The sequence below is a fragment of the Bradyrhizobium iriomotense genome (assembly GCF_018129405.1).
Lineage (GTDB): Bacteria > Pseudomonadota > Alphaproteobacteria > Rhizobiales > Xanthobacteraceae > Bradyrhizobium > Bradyrhizobium iriomotense_B.
The window spans coordinates 18,351-34,860 of sequence record NZ_JAFCLP010000004.1; the positions used below are offsets into that span (position 1 = coordinate 18,351).

16 protein-coding genes are annotated in these 16,510 nt (G+C 64.5%); 7 read left to right on the forward strand and 9 right to left on the reverse strand.

The window, feature by feature from the left end; all coding sequences use genetic code 11:
- Positions 1-16: 16 nt before the first annotated feature.
- The 3 genes from JQ592_RS11500 to JQ592_RS11510 form a co-directional block, all read right to left on the reverse strand.
- Positions 17-826 (reverse strand): alpha/beta hydrolase, encoded by an 810-nt coding sequence (locus JQ592_RS11500; protein ID WP_211402973.1) that lies wholly within the window; start codon positions 824-826, stop codon positions 17-19.
- Positions 827-1,164: 338 nt separating this feature from the next.
- Positions 1,165-2,442: an ArgE/DapE family deacylase gene (locus JQ592_RS11505; protein ID WP_211402974.1), complete on the reverse strand. Its 1,278-nt coding sequence runs from the start codon at positions 2,440-2,442 to the stop codon at positions 1,165-1,167.
- 53 nt (positions 2,443-2,495) lie between these two features.
- Entirely contained in the window at positions 2,496-3,221 is a 726-nt protein-coding gene (locus JQ592_RS11510) for a pyridoxamine 5'-phosphate oxidase family protein (RefSeq protein ID WP_211402975.1), read from the reverse strand.
- Positions 3,222-3,296: 75 nt separating this feature from the next.
- Between JQ592_RS11510 and JQ592_RS11515 the strand changes: the two genes are divergently transcribed.
- Positions 3,297-4,766, forward strand: a complete 1,470-nt coding sequence (locus JQ592_RS11515) for a PLP-dependent aminotransferase family protein (protein WP_211402976.1) — start codon at positions 3,297-3,299, stop codon at positions 4,764-4,766.
- Between the two features lie 67 nt (positions 4,767-4,833).
- Positions 4,834-5,079: a DUF6719 family protein gene (locus JQ592_RS11520; RefSeq protein WP_211402977.1), complete on the forward strand. Its 246-nt coding sequence runs from the start codon at positions 4,834-4,836 to the stop codon at positions 5,077-5,079.
- Positions 5,080-5,091: 12 nt separating this feature from the next.
- Here the strand turns inward: JQ592_RS11520 and JQ592_RS11525 are convergent, their stop codons facing one another.
- The gene (locus JQ592_RS11525) at positions 5,092-5,454 is read right to left on the reverse strand and encodes a hypothetical protein (RefSeq protein ID WP_211402978.1); all 363 of its coding nucleotides are present in this window, start codon (positions 5,452-5,454) and stop codon (positions 5,092-5,094) included.
- A 25-nt stretch (positions 5,455-5,479) separates the two neighbouring features.
- Positions 5,480-5,629 carry a hypothetical protein gene (locus tag JQ592_RS11530; RefSeq protein ID WP_211402979.1) on the reverse strand — a complete coding sequence of 50 codons (150 nt, stop codon included), beginning with the start codon at positions 5,627-5,629 and terminating at the stop codon, positions 5,480-5,482.
- A gap of 416 nt (positions 5,630-6,045) precedes the next feature.
- Here JQ592_RS11530 and JQ592_RS11535 point away from each other — a divergent pair, with 416 nt between their 5' ends.
- Positions 6,046-6,255, forward strand: coding sequence for a hypothetical protein (locus tag JQ592_RS11535; RefSeq protein ID WP_211402980.1), 210 nt, complete (start codon positions 6,046-6,048; stop codon positions 6,253-6,255).
- Here JQ592_RS11535 and JQ592_RS11540 read toward each other — a convergent pair.
- A complete protein-coding gene (locus JQ592_RS11540; RefSeq protein WP_211402981.1) occupies positions 6,245-6,793 on the reverse strand; it encodes a CreA family protein in 549 nt (182 codons plus the stop codon). The genes JQ592_RS11535 and JQ592_RS11540 overlap by 11 nt on opposite strands.
- Positions 6,794-7,001: 208 nt before the next feature.
- Here JQ592_RS11540 and JQ592_RS11545 point away from each other — a divergent pair, with 208 nt between their 5' ends.
- The 4 genes from JQ592_RS11545 (at position 7,002) to JQ592_RS11560 (ending at position 10,994) form a co-directional block, all read left to right on the forward strand.
- A complete protein-coding gene (locus JQ592_RS11545) occupies positions 7,002-8,591 on the forward strand; it encodes a L,D-transpeptidase family protein (protein WP_211402982.1) in 1,590 nt (529 codons plus the stop codon).
- A gap of 79 nt (positions 8,592-8,670) precedes the next feature.
- Positions 8,671-9,240: a glutathione peroxidase gene (locus tag JQ592_RS11550; protein ID WP_211402983.1), complete on the forward strand. Its 570-nt coding sequence runs from the start codon at positions 8,671-8,673 to the stop codon at positions 9,238-9,240.
- Between the two features lie 166 nt (positions 9,241-9,406).
- Entirely contained in the window at positions 9,407-10,423 is a 1,017-nt protein-coding gene (locus JQ592_RS11555; protein WP_211402984.1) for a polysaccharide deacetylase family protein, read from the forward strand.
- A 7-nt stretch (positions 10,424-10,430) separates the two neighbouring features.
- Positions 10,431-10,994: a dihydrofolate reductase gene (locus JQ592_RS11560; protein ID WP_211402985.1), complete on the forward strand. Its 564-nt coding sequence runs from the start codon at positions 10,431-10,433 to the stop codon at positions 10,992-10,994.
- Between the two features lie 87 nt (positions 10,995-11,081).
- On the opposite strand, the gene JQ592_RS11565 is transcribed toward JQ592_RS11560, so the two are convergent.
- The 3 genes from JQ592_RS11565 to JQ592_RS11575 all read right to left on the reverse strand — a co-directional run bounded on the left by JQ592_RS11565 (position 11,082) and on the right by JQ592_RS11575 (position 16,340).
- Positions 11,082-13,073 carry a tetratricopeptide repeat protein gene (locus tag JQ592_RS11565; protein WP_211402986.1) on the reverse strand — a complete coding sequence of 664 codons (1,992 nt, stop codon included), beginning with the start codon at positions 13,071-13,073 and terminating at the stop codon, positions 11,082-11,084.
- A gap of 222 nt (positions 13,074-13,295) precedes the next feature.
- Positions 13,296-13,748, reverse strand: a complete 453-nt coding sequence (locus tag JQ592_RS11570; protein WP_211402987.1) for a DoxX family membrane protein — start codon at positions 13,746-13,748, stop codon at positions 13,296-13,298.
- A gap of 279 nt (positions 13,749-14,027) precedes the next feature.
- Complete coding sequence (locus JQ592_RS11575; protein WP_211402988.1) at positions 14,028-16,340, reverse strand: NADP-dependent malic enzyme; 2,313 nt, start codon at positions 16,338-16,340, stop codon at positions 14,028-14,030.
- Positions 16,341-16,510: the final 170 nt, after the last annotated feature.

Below are 16,510 nucleotides of genomic sequence, written 5' to 3' on the forward strand. Positions count from 1 at the left end.
ATCATTCCCGGCCTCGTCAATCGAGGCCGATCAGGCGCGCGGTGATCTGCGACGCCGGATCCTTCAGCCCGTCGATCACAGTGAAATGGTTCAGCGCGGGCTCGACCACGAGGCGTGTCGGCACGTCGAAACCGCTCCAGACATTGGCCAGCAGGTCGGCTTGGCGGATGAATTCGGGGCGCTCGCCACCACCGACCCAGGCGGTCACGGGCGAGTGGCCGCGCGGCAGATGCAGCGCCGCGCTTTCGAGGCTCGCCTCCTCCATGGTCATGCGCAGCGTCTCGTTCATCTTCGTTTTGAGCAGCGGACGCAGATCGTGCAGGCCGCTGATCGAGAGCGTGCCGGCGATGCGGTCGAAGACGGCAGGTTCGAGCCGGCTGTCGTCGCACAGCATGCGGGTGACGAGATGGCCGCCGGCCGAATGCCCGGCGAGCCGGATCTGGCCAGTGACGAGCGAGGCGGCCTTGGCGATCGCTGCGGTGATTTCGGCTGTCATGTCGGAGATGCGCGCGGCTGGCGCCAGCGTGTAGCTCGGCAGCGCCACAGTCCAGCCATGATGCCGCGCGCCTTCGGCCAGATCCGTCCACGTCGACTTGTCGAAGCGCATCCAGTAGCCGCCATGGACGAACACGACGAGGCCCTTGCTGTCGCCGTCAGGCAGGATCAGGTCGAGCGTCTGGCGCTCACCGGAGCCATAGGCGATGTCGGCGCGAAAATCCTTCAACCCGGCGCGGTAGGCCGCCGCCCGCTCCGCCCACAGCGCCGGCATCTTGTCCGAGCCCGGGATATGGGCCGAATTGGCGTAAGCATCATCCCAATCGCGCATCGTTGCTCCCGAGGACTCGTCCAGCGAACCGGGCGCCAGTCTGCCACCGGCGCGGCCGGCATCCTAGTCTTTATTTTAAGCTTAAAGGATTTGGATGCGCCCCTGTTTCGGGCAGCGGTCGCTCCAGCCGGCGATGCCGTAGGGTGGGCAAAGCGAAAGCGTGCCCACCTTCTCCTTCGAGATTGAGGAAAGATGGTGGGCACGGCGCAAGGGCGCCTGCCCAACCTACAGGACTATCATCCGTCATTGCGAGCGCAGCGAAGCAATCCAGTCTGCCTCCGCGGCAACAGCCTGGATTGCTTCGTCGCAAGGGCTCCTCGCGATGACGGCGGAGAGGCCTACGCCTTCTCCACCCCACACCATTCCGCGATGAACAGCGCCATCGCCCTGGTGGTCTTCTTCAGCGAGTCCAGGTCGACGTACTCGTTGAAGCCGTGCATCTCGCCGCCGCTGGCGCCAAAGCAGAGGCTGGGGATGCCATGGTTCAGGCCGTAGAAGCGGGTGTCGGTCAGCGCCGTGAAGACGAGATCCTCCGGCATGCCGCCATAGACCTTGTTGAAGGCCTTGCCGAACGCAGCCTCCGGCTCTGCCGCGTTGGTCAGCTCATAGCCTTCCGACAGGAAGCCCGACCATTCGATCTGCGGCGGGTTGTTGGCGAGGAAGCGGTGATTGCGCGAGGCGGCGGCGACGCAGGCTGCGATCTCCTTCTGGTGATCGGCGACCGACCAGCCCGGCAGGATCGCGATGCGGCAGTCGACGTCGCACCAGGCCGGCACGCTGGAGGCCCAGTCGCCGCCCTTGATGATGCCGGGGTTGAAGTTGATGGGATGGTTCAGCGTCTTGAAATGGCGATCGGCCTTGGCCCGCTCGTTCCATTCGATCTCGAGCTTTTGCAGGGCATGGACGAGATGATAGGCCGCCATGATCGCATTGGACCCCGATCCAGCAAAGGCGACGTGGGTCGGATGGCCCTCGACGCGCAGGCGAAACCAGATCACGCCGACCTGCGAGCGCACCATCTTGCCGCCGGTCGGCTCCGGGATGAAGCAGGCATCCGCACGATAGCCGCGCTGCAGCGTCGAGAGCGCGCCGACGCCGGTGCTCTCCTCCTCGATGACGGACTGGAAATGAATCCGCGCGGTCGGCTTCAAGCCCGCCGCCTTGATCGCATCGAGCGCATAGAGCGCACCAATGGTGCCCGATTTCATGTCGCAGGCGCCGCGGCCGAACATCTTGCCATCCTTGATGACAGGCGAGAACGGCGGCGTGTCCCACAATTCCAGCGGCCCCGCCGGCACCACGTCGCAGTGGCCCTGGAGGATCAGCGATTTGCCGCCATTCGTTTGCGGACGGTAGGTGCCCACCACCGAGCGCGCCTTCGAGAAATCGTGCTCGATCGGGCCGAAGCCCCGCAAATCCTTGAGATCGTCGACATTGATGTGCCAGTCGTCGACCTCGTAGCCGCGTTCACGCAGGAGGTCGCCGATCATGTCCTGGCACGGTCCCTCGGCTCCGCGAGTCGAGGGGATCGCGACGAAATCGCGTGTGGTCGCAAGCTGGGCTTCGAAACCGGCATCGACGGCGTCGAGAATCCTTTGCTGCGTTTCGGCATTCATCAGGCAACTCCGGGCATTCAAGTGATCCTTGGGAGCGCGCAAGCTAGCCGATTTCAGCCGTTCGGGTACTCCACAAAATATGCATCCCGCAATGCATCTTCGAGCAGTCGGCCTTCCGAATAGCCATTGAGCGTCGCAGGCCGGCTCACGCCCTCAAGTAGGCGCGGGCAAGGTTCCGGCGCGCCGAGTACGGTGCGCACGGGAATGCGCTCGGCATAGATCGGCAACGCATAATCTTCGTCATCATCGGCCACGCCCTTGGCGCGGACTTTTGCCGATGCCTCCTCGATCTCCATGGCGATAAAGGAGGTCGCCTTGATCTCCTGCGTGCTGCTCGCCCGCAGGCTCGCGGTGCGATCGGGGAAGAAGCGGTCGACCATGGCGATCACCGCGCGCTCCTTCTCGTCCGCGTCGGTGACGAGATAGGCGGTGCCGAACGCCATGACCGCACGGTAATCGGCGGAATGGTTGAAGCCGCAACGCGCCAGCACGAGGCTGTCGAGATGGGCAACCGTCAGGCAGACGCGCTCGCCCTTGGTCTGGTTGCGCAGCATGCGGCTCGCGCTCGAGCCGTGCCAATAGAGCTTCGTCCCCTCGCGCCAGAAGAAGGTCGGCGTGCAATAGGGCTGGCCGTCGATCACATAAGAGACGTGGCAGAGCATCGAGGAATCCAGGATGCGATGAACCGTGTCGTGATCATAGAAGCCGCGGTCGTGACGGCGCTTCACCTGGTTGCGCGCTGAGGTCGGATAGGAATTCAAGGTGTCGGTCTGGCTCACGGCCGCTCCTGTCGGGCTTGGAACAATTCCAGAGCAGTTGTAGCGGTGGATTTGGTCTGCGATAGTGCCAATTCCATGCAAAAAATTCCGACCAATTCTCTCTCGCCCGCCAAGGCGGAGCTGCCCCTCGACCTTACCGGCCCGCACATCACGGCTGGCGCCTCCGCCGCGCACCGGCTTTACCAGGCGCTGTGCGACATGATCGTCGCCGGCCTCGTCAAGCCCGGCGAGCCGCTGCCGCCGTCGCGGACGCTGGCGAAGCAAACGGGCTTTCGGCGCAACGCCGTCGTCACTGCCTATGAGCGGCTGATCGCAGATGGCTTTGCCGACGCAACCGTCGGCTCCGGCACCTTCGTCGCCGCGCGGATTCCGGCGCGCGCGACTGAGCCGAAGAAGCCGAAGGTGAAAGTGGAAACGCCAGGGCAAGGCGCGTTCGCGCTCGGCTGCACCCACATCGACGAACGCGCCGTGCAGCGTTTTCGCGCTTTCGTCGGCCGCCGCATGCGCGCATTCGGATCCGAGCACCTGCACTATGGCGATCCCCGCGGCAGCCGCGAGCTGCGCGCGGCCATTGCCGACCATCTGCTGTCGGCGCGCGGGCTGCGCTGCGACCCCGACCAGATCATGCTGACGTCAGGTACGCTGCACGCGCTCCGCATCGTGCTGAGTGCGATCCTGAAGTCGAACGATCAAGTGTGGTGCGAGGACCCTGGCTACCCCGCCGCGCGAAAAACCATCGTGCATTGTGGCTATCGCGCCGTGGCCGTCCCCGTCGACGAGCACGGCATGCGTGTCGCCAAAGGCCGCACCACAGCGCCCTCCGCGCGCGCGGCCTATGTGACGCCGTCGCACCAGTTTCCGCTGGGCGTGCAGATGTCGATGCCGCGGCGGCTGGAACTGCTGGACTGGGCGAGGCAAGCCGGCGCCTTCGTGCTGGAGGACGATTACGACAGCGAGTTCCGCTACGACGGCGCGCCGCTGATGTCGCTCGCCGGCATCGATCATCTCCAGCGCGTGATCTACATGGGCACATTCGCCAAGACCCTGTTTCCCGGCCTGCGCATCGGCTATTGCGCCCTGCCCGAGCGCCTGATCGGCGACGTGACAGCCGCGCGCGCCGCGCTCGACCGCTTTCCCGGCACGCTGATGGAAGGCGCGGTGGCCGACATGCTCAATTCCGGCGCCTTTGCCGCGAACCTGAAACGGGTGCGAAAACTCTATCGCGCGGCGCGCGATGCACTGGCCGGGACGCTGGAAGCCAGATCCGACGGTGTTCTGTCGGTGCCGGTGCCGTCACAAGGCCTGCATCTTGTCGCCCGGTTCGATCCATCGGTCGAACTGGCGGTTGCAGCCGAGGCGAAGCAGGCCGCCGGCGCGGAGGGCTGGCTGCTCGCCGACACCTATTCGCGCGCACGGCCCCTGCCCGGCTTCGTGCTGGGATTTTCCGGGCATGCGATTCCACAGCTCGTGGCATCCGCCGAGCGGCTCGCACGGGAATCGCGCGCGGCCTTGCGCGCAAAGGGCAAGTCGGCTCGCCGGGCGTGACGAAGCTTCACTATGAGAATCGCCGGCCGCTCCCTAAATTGCGGCATCGATGCCGGGACCTCACATCATGCTGCTGCGCCACGCGACCTGCCTCTCGCTCCTGATCTCCATGGCGCTTGCCTCAACAGCACGCGCAGCCACCATCGGACGCGAGCAGGACATCGGCGATCTCAAGCTCGGCCAGCGCGTGCTCGTGGATGACGGAACCTGCCCCGCCGGACAGGTCAAGGAAGTGCGCGGCGCGAAGATGACCGACAAGGGCGTCTCGCGCACGAGCTCCTGCGTGCCGCGGCACGGCCCGAAATCGAAATGATGATCTGAGAAGCTACTTCGCCGGGTCGAACATGCACTGAAGCGTCGGCTTGGCGATCTTGGTGAAGGTCGGGCCGATCTCGCTTTGTTTCGACGTCGGCACCCAATCGGTCTCGATCGTCGGCACGCCCGTCTCGCTGATGCCGCGCAGCAGCGCTTCGCGCAAATCGCGGTCCTCGACGACAGCGGCGGCATGGTCGTGCAGGCAGCCGCAGACTTCTTCCGGATGCTCCCAGCGTCCAAGCATGCGCGGCGCACACTGACGCACGAATTCGCTGCGTGGATCCGGCAGCCGCGAGGGCGCGCGCACCTGCGCCTGCCCGGAATTGATCGTCAGAAGGGAGATGAACGCTGCGGCGCAGAAACGAAGCAACATGATTGCGTTTGCCGGCTGACTGCGATCAGAAGCGCGCGGCGACGACGATCGGCTGCGGCGCCGTGCCGCTGTACTGGAAGGTGCCGATGCCCGGGAGATTGCCGTCGGGCATGCCTGCGAACGAGGAACCGGCGAGCACGAAGCCGAACGCAAGGATAAAGCTGAGCGCGCGCATGGTCTTGTCCCTCAATTCCGCGGCCGGCGGTGGGCCGTCGTCGTTGTGAAGCTGATAATCACGGGCGGTTTCGCGCGTGATGCGCCAAAAGCCGAAAATGGTTTCATCCGCATACGAATTGTTTCGTCCGGTTCGGCGCGACGAAACAATTCTCAGAAAATGCCAATCATTTCAGTCAGGTCGCACGGCGGCTCAAAGCGGCCCCGCAACTCGCTGTCGCGGCGCACAACTGTGCTGGACTCAGGCATCGTCATGCGCCCGCCTTGCGCGCTTCACATGCGTTTTACGTTTTTCTGCTGAAGAGAAGCCAAACGAAGGCTGGGTCCCGTCGAACCGGGGACGCTTCGGCCGCGACCCAAGCCATCGAAACCGAGACGCCGGGATCACCGGGCGCATCCACGTGAGGAATGGCCATCATGATGGCGCAAGATCGCGCAACGCCGCGCGAGGCGGACCAACAGACGGACCGCGGAGATCAACGACCTGTTCGCAGCCGCGCCACTTCGGCGAACGAAATGGCGCTGCAATCGAGCCGCGGCTTCGAAGCCGCGCCGCAGATGTTCGTGCGGCTGACCGGCTCGCATCTCGCAAAACCGCGCGTCAGCCGCGAACGCCTCACTGAGTGAAGAATTCACCGCACTTCTGGACGCTGGCGTCAGCCAGTCCCCACGGCATGATCGGCACGGTCGAGGTCGAGTTCTTCGGCGAGCCCTCGATCAGCTTGTCCGAATAGACCATGTAGACCAGCACGTTGCGCTTGGCGTCACAGCCGCGCACGATCTGCATCTTCTTGAAGAACAATGAGCGGCGCTGGCGGAACATATCGTCGCCCTGCTCCATCTTGCCCTTGAACTTGATCGGACCGACCTGGCGACAGGCGAGCGAGATGTCCGAGACCTCCTCGGCAAGGCCGAGCCAGCCCTTGAAACCGCCCTTCTCCGGCACCGTGAAGTGACAGGCGACGCCCTCGACTTCGGGGTCGTCGAGGCCATAGGTCGCGAGCTTGTCGTTCGGGCTCATCCATTTGAACACGGTGGAGCGGCGGAAGATCAGATCGGGCTCATCAGCGGCGGATGCGGAAGCCAGCGGCACGACCAGGGCGAGGAGGAATAAAGCGAGGCCTTTCAAGCGGATGCCGGAAAGACCGGGGAAACGAGATGACATGAAGTTCTCCGGTAACAAGTCCCCGCAATGTAGGCATCGGCTGGCCGGTCAGGAAGACGACGGCAAGCCGGGCGCGGCCGCCGTTTACCGCTCCGTGAGGCTTTTTTGCTACGTCTTGGACAAAAGCAGCTGATGGCAGAACCGCCTTGCTGGTGAACGCGTATCCTCTCTGCGAGACTAATGTCTGATTGGGATTATGGATTCGAGGATGAATAGCGTGAACGGGTCCGGTTTTGCTGCCAAGCCAGCGCGGATTTGGCAGGTCGCCATCTTGACGGCGGCGGGTGCGATCGGAACGGCAAGCCAGGCTGACGCAGCGTTTTATTATTGGACGGATTATTCCGACGGGTCCTATTACGCTCGGCAGGATCGGCATCCCGAAATACCGCGCCAGAAGCCGCAGAAGCGCGGCACGGCCGGCAAGAAGGAGATCGTCGCCGAGAAGGAGGCCGGCAGCAAGCCGCAAGGACCGCTCGTCATCGTCGTCTCGATCGAGCGGCAGAAGGTGACGATCTACGACACCAACGGCATGTTCGCGGAATCTCCGGTGTCGACCGGCATGAAGGGCCATTCGACGCCGATGGGTGTGTTCAGCGTCATCCAGAAGCACAAATTCCACCATTCCAACATCTACAGCGGCGCGCCGATGCCGTACATGCAGCGGATCACCTGGTCCGGCGTCGCCATGCATGCCGGCGTGCTGCCGGGCTATCCGGCCTCGCACGGCTGCATCCGCATGCCGATGGCGTTCGCGGTGAAGATGTGGAATTGGACCAAGATGGGCGCGCGCGTCATCGTCGCGCCCGGCGAGATGACGCCGCATAGCTTCCAGCATCCGTTGCTCGCCTCCGTCCGCGTGCCGCCGCAGCCCGCGGCCAGCCTGGAACCGCAGACCAATGTCGCCGACAAGGCCGACAAGGGCGCGGCCGCCAAGGTCACTGAGGCCAAGCCGCTCGAGACCAGGACCGCCAGCGCCGATTCGGTGCTGGAGCTGCGCTCTTCGGTCGGCCACACTGTCATGTCGGACATCACAACGGGCAATGCACCTGCCCGCACGGAAGCGGCCGCGACGACTGACAAGGCCGAGGCGACATCCGAGACGAAGACCGCCGAGACTGCGGAAGCGCCCAAGGCTCCGGCGGCGACCGACGACAAGGTCGAGGCTGCCAAGAGCGACACACCAAAGTCTGACGCGGCAAAGTCCGAGACGGCGAAGACTGAGGCTGATTCTTCCAAGAAGCCCGATGCAGCCGTCACGGCCACGTCTCCTGCACCGGATGCGAAGAAGGACGAGACCCGCCTTGCCGATCCCGCGCCGACGGCAAAGCCGGACGCGCCGAAGCGGGCCGGCCAGATCGCCGTTTTCATCAGCCGCAAGGATTCCAAGCTCTACGTGCGGCAGAATTTTGCGCCGCTGTTCGAAACGCCCGTGACGATCGCCGCGAGCGACCGGCCGCTCGGCACGCATGTCTTCACCGCCGAAATCGACAAGGCCGATGCCAATGCGCTGCATTGGTCGGTGGTGTCGCTGCCCGTCACCGCTCGCTCCGCCGCACGCGAGGATGACGGCCGCGTTGCGCGCCGCAAGGGTGGCGCCGCCGTGATCCCCGTCACCGTAAAACCGGTGGCGACGCCGGACAGCCCGGCCGAGGCGCTCGACCGCATCTCGGTCCCCGCCGACACCATGACGAAGATCAACGAGATGCTGACCTCCGGCGGCTCGATCATCGTCTCCGACCAGGGCATCAACCAGGGCGAGACCGGCGAAGGCACCGACTTCATAGTTCGACTGTACTAGCGCGCGATAACGCGGTGTTGAGCGACCCGGTCACGCCGCCGGAGTAACATCGGTCCCAGATCATTTCGGGGACGCCGTCATGATGAACCGCAGGACACTGCTCATCGCGGCGCTTGCAGGCGCAGCCGCGCCGATGACGCGTGCCTACGCCGATGCCGGCATGAGCCGAATCTCGGCCTACGCCTTCACCTTCCCTGCACTGTCTGGCGACGACATCCGCCTCGCCGCCTTCACGGGCAAACCGCTGCTGGTGGTCAACACCGCCTCGCTCTGCGGCTACACCCCGCAATATGCGGGCCTGCAAGAGCTCTGGGGCGAGTTTCGCGAGCGCGGGCTCACCGTGATCGGCGTGCCCTCCAACGATTTCGGCAGCCAGGAGCCCGGCGGCACCAGCGAGATCACGGAGACCGCGCACCACCAATACGGCGTTACCTTCCCGATCACAGCCAAAGCTGTGGTGGTCGGCGCAAAGGCGCATCCATTCTACAAATGGGCCGCCGAGTCGCGTCCCCGCGAAGTTCCGCGCTGGAACTTCCACAAGTATCTGATCGGCCGTGACGGCTACATCGCCGGGGTGTTTCCCTCCGCGGTCGAGCCGACCGACACGCGAATCAAAACGGCCGTCGCCAAGGCGCTGGCGGACAGCTGACACGACGCTGGGCCCAATCGGGTTGGGCACAATTGTGGCGGGATGCCAAACAGCCGTTGCAATGGCGATGGCCCACCATCTAGGCTAGGATCGTTTGGGGCGGGAAGGTTTGGCCGGAGGCGAAAAGCCACGGCGGAACAACGGGATCAATCTCGAGGACAACACCATGCGCGTGGCGGCAGGACTGATTTTGGCAAGCGCGATGTCTCTAGCGATGACGGGTGCGGCATGGTCGCAGACGCCGGCCGCCAAACCCGCCGCCTCCACTCAAGTCGCACCGGCGGCGGCGCCGGCCGCCACAGCGCCCGCTGCGGCTCCGGCAGCTGCAGCAGCCGCGCCGGCAGGCTTCGTCAATCCACCCCCGCCGAAACAGGCGCCGCAGCCGGCGCGCGCGGCCTGCAACACGCAAGGCGCGCTCGGTGTCGCCCGCACCGTCGAGATCGACACCACGGGCGGTCCGGGCTTCGGGTTCGAGCATTTCAAGGAGCTCGACTTCCTGCGCGACAAGGAGGTGGTGCTGACCTTCGACGACGGCCCCTGGCCGAAGAACACACCCGCGGTGCTGAAGGCGCTTGCCGATGAATGCACCACCGGCATCTTCTTCTCGATCGGCAAGCATGCGACCTATGAGCCGGAGATCCTGAAGCAGGTCTATGCGGCCGGCCACACGGTCGGCACCCATACCTGGTCGCACGCCAACCTCAACAACAAGAAGCTCACCGAAGCACAGCGCAAGGAAGAGATCGAGAAGGGCCTTTCCGCGGTGAAGTGGGCGCTCGGCGGCATCTCGCCCTCGCCGTTCTTCCGCTTCCCGGCGCTCCAGCATCCGCCGGAGATGGTCACCTATCTCGGCAACCGCAACACCGCGATCTTCTCCTGCGACATCGACTCCTTCGACTTCAAGGCCTCGAAGCCCGAGAAGGTGATCGAGACCGTGATGAAGAAGCTCGACGCCAAGGGCAAGGGCATCGTCCTGATGCACGACTTCCAGAAGCACACCGCCGAAGCCCTGCCCGAGCTGCTCAAGCGCCTGAAGGCCGGCGGCTACAAGGTGGTGGCGATGCGCGCAAAATTCCCGGCATCGACGCTGCCCGAATACGACCAGGAGCTGCTCAAGGACGTCAAGCTGCCGACGGTGAGCCAGCGCCCGGTCAATTCCGTGGTGACGACCGTTTCCGAATAGCCGGCACTTGTCTTTCCGCATCGAAGGCTACGTCATCGTCTCCGCGGACGGCATGCTCGCCGATCCGTCGCACATCATGCCTGAGACGTTGAAATTCGAGGGCGACAAGCTGTTCTTCGAGCAGGCGCTCGATCGCGCCGCGCTGATCGTGCACGGCCGACGCTCGCACGAGCAGCAGCCGAATTCGCCGAAGCGCAAGCGCCTGATCCTGACCCGCAAGATCGGGCCGCTCACCGTCGATCCGGAGATGCCCAACGCGACATTGTGGAATCCGGAGCACGCGAGCTTCGAGGAGGCCTGTGCCTTCGCCGACGTCGCATCCGGCACCGTCGCCATCATCGGCGGCCCCGTCGTGTTCGACATGTTCATGGACCGCTACGACACGTTCTGGCTGTCGGAAGCCCCCCATGTGCGGCTGCCCGGCGGCGAAGGCTGCTTTGTCGGCGTGCCCGAGCGGACGCCGCATGAGGTGCTGGCCTCCCACGGGATGAGGCCGGGAGCGCCCTACCTGCTCGATGCGGCGCACGATGTCACGGTGACGCCGTGGCGGCCGGCGAGAGCTTCCAACTAAAACTCGAAAAACAACCCCATGCACAGTACCGGTGTTTTGATACCCGCGTACAACGCATCCATTTGCCAAGCAAAACCAACGACACCCTTAGCGGTCCAAGCGCGCGCGATGTTCGAGAGCGGACTTCTCGAGTTCAATGCGCACGTCCGTGAGGACGCTTGACCAGTCGCCGGGCTGAGGTTGCCGGAATTGCCGCAAGCTCGGATACCAGGGGCTGTCGTCGCGGTTCAGCAACCACCGCCAGCACCGATCGAAGCGATTGAGCAGCCAGACCGGGCGGCCAAGCGCTCCCGCAAGATGCGCGGCCGCGGTATCGACGCTGATGACCAGATCCAGTGCCTCGATCAGCGCGGCGGTTTCACCGAAATCGTGAAGATCTTCGGTCCAATCGTGCAAGGACAGGCCGGGCGGCGGCGACTGGCTGGCCGCCGCTCCCTTCTGCAACGAGACGAAACTCACCCCCGGCAGGTCCGCCAGCTCTGAAAATTGCCCGAGCGGAATGGATCGGCGCCGGTCGCCGCTCATCGCCTGATTGCCGGCCCAGACGACGCCGACCCGCAGGCCGTCGAGCTGCCCGACCCGCTGGCGCCAGGCCGCCGCGCGTTGCGGATCGGCCCGGAGATAGGATTCTTGTTGCGGGATCGTTTCGAGGGTGATGCCAAGGACCCGCGGCAGGCTCATCAGTGAACAATACAGATCGAATGACGGCAGCGGATCGCCAAGGGCGACGATGCTCTCGATTCCCGGCAGTCCCGTCAGGAGCGGCACCAGTGGCCGCTGAACCTCGAGAACGACCCGCCGCCCCGCCGCAATGGCCGGCACGAAGCGACAGAACTGGAGCGTGTCGCCGAGGCCCTGCTCAGCATGCAGCAGCAGGACCCGATCACCGGTATCTCCGCCATCCCAGAGCGGCTGGCGGAAGCCGCGAAGCTGCGACTTCTTCCTGTCCTGCTTCCACCGCCACTCATATTCCCGCCAGCCTTCGTCGAACTGGCCGTCCAGCAACAGCGCGACCCCAAGGTTGAAATGCGCGTCGGCATAGTCCGGCGTCTGCGACACTGCCATTCGCAAACTCCGAATGGCTTCATCAGGCCGCCCAAGATCGAGCAGCAAGGCGCCGAGATTATTGAGCGCCTTGGGCTGAGCCGCGCTGTGATCGAGAGCCGCGCGAAAGCAGGATTCCGCTTCGTGGAAATGACCTTGTTCGCGAAGGGCATTGCCGAGGTTCACTTGCGCCTGCACATCGTCCGGCCTCAGACGCAAAGCTTCCCTGCAGCATGCTTCCGCCTCTTCCGGCCGCTCCCGGAGCCGCAGCAATTCACTGAGATTGTTCAAGGCCTCGGGGAAAGATGAATTGAGTTTGCAGGCTTCGCGAAGATTGACCTCCGCCTCGTCGAGGCGCCCCAATTTGGTGAGAAGACCACCAAGATTACAGTAGGCCTCCGCATATGTCGGATCGAGGCGCAGGGCCTCACGATAGCAACGCTCGCATTCCTCGAAAGCGGTCAGCTCGAACAGCACCGCCCCAAGGTTCAAATGAGCCTCCGCAAAATTCGGCCTATGCCGCAGCACCTGCCGAAACTCGCCGATCGCATCATCGAATTGTTTCCGTCTCACCAGCAGATTGGCGAGCTTGAAGCGGGCATCGGCGTGATCAGGAGCGTATCGCAGCGCGAGCCGGTAGTGGGCCTCCTCACCCGCGACGTCCCCACACTCACTCATCAGGATCGCAAGCTGAAGGTGCACATCCAGATTGTCGGGCTTATGCAGCAGCGCTTCCTGATAGCTCGCGATGGCCTCGTCCGTTCGTCCGAGACCGTGCAGAGCGGCAGCCTTGCTACTGTGATAGAAGCTGTTGCGAGGTTGGAGATTGACGGCACGGATGAAGAGATCGAGCGCCCTGTCGTGGTGACCAACCTGGAGCGAAGCAATCCCCAGAAGGAAAATACAGTCCGCACGATCCGGCTCGGATGCCAGTATCTGCCGATAGATCGCCTCCGCTTGCGGCAGGCGGCCAGCGCGATGGTACGCGAGACCGGCCTCGACTGAGACGGAACCTGGCGACTCTTCAGCGGACATTACGTTGGGTCCATCATCGATGCGAACACGCAAGGCACGAGACAGATGCCCGCTTGAACGCCGAGCGACTCTCGAACTTGCCTCACGCCTCGCCCCGGTCACTCTGCAGCAACGACCTTGCGCGAAGCTGGACACACCGCGAGCGTCGACGCGTCAGCAGTCGCCAAGGCGAGATTTCGGCTTCGTTGGATGCCAGCCAAGCTGACGGGCGTGATACGTCAGCTATACGTCCCCGTAGGCCGCCTCGGCCGGACGCGTGGTTCGGCCGTAGCCGATGATCATGCAGAGCGCGCCGATGATCGAGAGGTTCTTGAGCGCATCCACCAGCATCTTGGCGTTGTCGGGCGGCACCTGGTTCCAGAAGTCGTAGAACAGGACAGTTGCGACCGCGACGTAGATGATCAGCAGCATCGCAAAGAAGCGCGCACCGAAGTTCAGCGCGATCATCAGGCCTGCGATGATCTCGAGCCCACCCACCGCGATCGCCAGCAGCTGCGGTGTGGTCATGGCGGTCGCCGTCTCGACCTGCTTGGCGTAGGGTGCAATCACGTCAGGCACCACGACCTTGGTGGCGATGAAATCCGCCGTCGCCTGGACGGCGAACAGTTTTGTCGCGCCCGTGTAGATGAACAGCACGGCGAACAGGATCCGCCCGAAAGTCACGAACGCTGGCATGATCGGCCTCTTGGCTCAGGCTTTTTGAAATCGGAACTCGGACGAAAGCGCGGTGATTATGATGAGTCGTTCGCCCGTTTACAAACGGGGAAATGGCGAGCTGAAGGTAATTCAAAGGCGCCACACAGGCGGCACCCCTTCTCCCCTTGTGGGAGAAGGTGGCGCGAAGCGCCGGATGAGGGGTATCTCTCCGCGAACACAATCGTGAGAGGGGTACGCGTGGAGAGATACCCCTCACCCGTCTCGCCGCTACGCGGCGAGCGAGGGTAAGAAAACGCCTTACGTAAACAACGTCGGCTGCTGGCGTGCCGCGCGCTCCTGGGCTTCCACCACCGCCACCGCCGTCATGTTCAGGATGCCGCGCGCGGTCACCGAGGGGGTGAGGATGTGCGCCGGGCGCGCCGGGCCGATAAGGATCGGGCCGACGGGCAGCGCGTCCGCCAGTGACTTGATCATCTGATAGGCGACATTGGCGGTGTCGAGGGTCGGCATGATCATGATGTTGGCCTCGCCCTCGAGCTTGGAGTGCGGCAACACCATGCGGCGGGCGGCGGCGGAGAGCGCTGTGTCGCCCTGCATCTCGCCGTCGGCCTCGATCTCCGGATGCTTCTCCTTCAAGAGTTGCGTCGCCCGGCGCATCTTGCGCGAGGACTCGGTGTCGTAGCTGCCGAAATCCGAATGCGAGACGAAGGCGATCTTCGGCTTGATGTTGAAGCGCTGGACGTGGACCGCGGCGAGCGAGGCGATCTCGGCAAGCTCCTCCGCGCTCGGATTGGGGCGGACCTGCGTGTCGGCGATGAAGAAGGCGCCCTTGCTGGTGATCAGCAGCGCCAGCGCGGCGTAATCGCTGATCCCCGGCGAGAAGCCGACGATCTCGCGGACATGGCGCAGATGGCTCATGTAGCGGCCCTCGACGCCGCAGAGCATCGCATCCGCCTCCCCGCGCGTCACTGCGAGCGCGGCGATGACCGTGTTGTTGGTGCGCACCACCGTGCGGGCCGCATCCGGCGTCACGCCGCGGCGGCCGGCGACCTCGACATAGGACTGCACATAGGAGCGGTAGCGCGGATCGTCCTCGGGATTGACGAGGTCGAAGTCCTTGCCGGCCTTGATCGACAGGCCGAAGCGCTTGATGCGCGCCTCCACCACCGAGGGACGTCCGACCAGGATCGGCGTCGCCAGCTTCTCCTCCAGCACCACCTGCGTGGCGCGCAGCACGCGCTCGTCCTCGCCTTCGGCGTAGATCACGCGGACCGGCTGGGTCTTGGCCTTGGCGAACATCGGCTTCATCACGAGGCCGGAGCGGAAGGCGAAGCGCTCGAGCAGCGCGCGATACTCGTCGAAATTGGTGATGGGGCGCGTCGCGACGCCGGACTCCATCGCCGCCTTCGCTACCGCCGGCGCAATACGTAGAATTAACCGTGGATCAAAGGGGCTGGGGATCAGCGAACCGGGACCGAAGCCGCCCGTCTCGCCGGTGTCGAGGCTGCTCTGGGAGACGGCATCGGACGGCGCCTCGCGCGCGAGCTGCGCGATGGCCTCGACCGCGGCGTGCTTCATCTCTTCATTGATGGCGTTGGCGCCGACGTCGAGCGCGCCGCGGAAGATGAAGGGAAAGCACAGGACGTTGTTGACCTGGTTCGGAAAGTCGGAGCGGCCGGTGCAGATCATGGCGTCGGGTCGCACCTTGCGCGCCTCCTCCGGCATGATCTCCGGGGTCGGATTGGCGAGCGCCATGATCAGCGGCTTGTCGCCCATCGCCTGGGCCATCTCCGGCTTGAGCACGCCCGGTGCCGAGAGCCCGATGAAGATGTCGGCGCCACCGATGACGTCGCCCAGCGTGCGCTTGTCGGTCTTCTGCGCATAGACCGCCTTCCAGCGGTCCATCGAGGTGTTGCGGCCCTCATGCACGAGGCCGTCGATGTCGCAGACCCAGATGTTCTTGCGCTGCGCGCCCATCGACACCAGCAGATTGAGCGTCGCGATCGCGGCCGCCCCTGCCCCCGATGCCACGATCTTCACCTCGGACAGCTTCTTGCCGTTCAGCCTGAGGCCGTTGGTGATGGCGGCGGCGACGATGATCGCGGTGCCGTGCTGATCGTCATGGAAGACCGGGATCTTCATGCGCTCCTTCAGCCGCGCCTCGATCTCAAAGCATTCCGGTCCGCGGATGTCTTCCAGATTGATGCCGCCAAAGGTCGGCTCGAGCGCCGCCACCGTCTCGACCACGCGGTCGATGGTGTCGGCGGCGATCTCGATGTCGAACACGTCGATGCCGGCGAATTTCTTGAACAGGACGGCCTTGCCCTCCATCACCGGCTTGGACGCCAGCGGACCGATATTGCCGAGGCCGAGCACCGCGGTGCCGTTCGAGACCACGGCGACCAGATTGGCGCGGGTGGTCAGCGTGGCGGCCTCGGCCGGGTTCTTGGCGATCTCGGTGCAGGCGGCGGCGACGCCCGGAGAATAGGCCAGCGCGAGGTCGCGCTGGTTGGCAAGGGGCTTGCTTGCCTGGATCTCGAGCTTTCCGGGGCGCGGCAGACGATGGTAGGCGAGCGCCGCCTGGTGGAGATCATCAGAATAGGACGACATGCGGTGTCTCGCCTCGCGTTACCGGCCTCAAAATGCACGATCCGGAGCGATCGTCCAAGCGGAGGGTATTTCCGGGTCGTGGAAACGGGATGAAGCACGGCGGGCGCCCCGGTGGCAACATCGGATTGCGCCCCCATCAACAGGGCGCGCGCTCAAATATTTGAAAATCA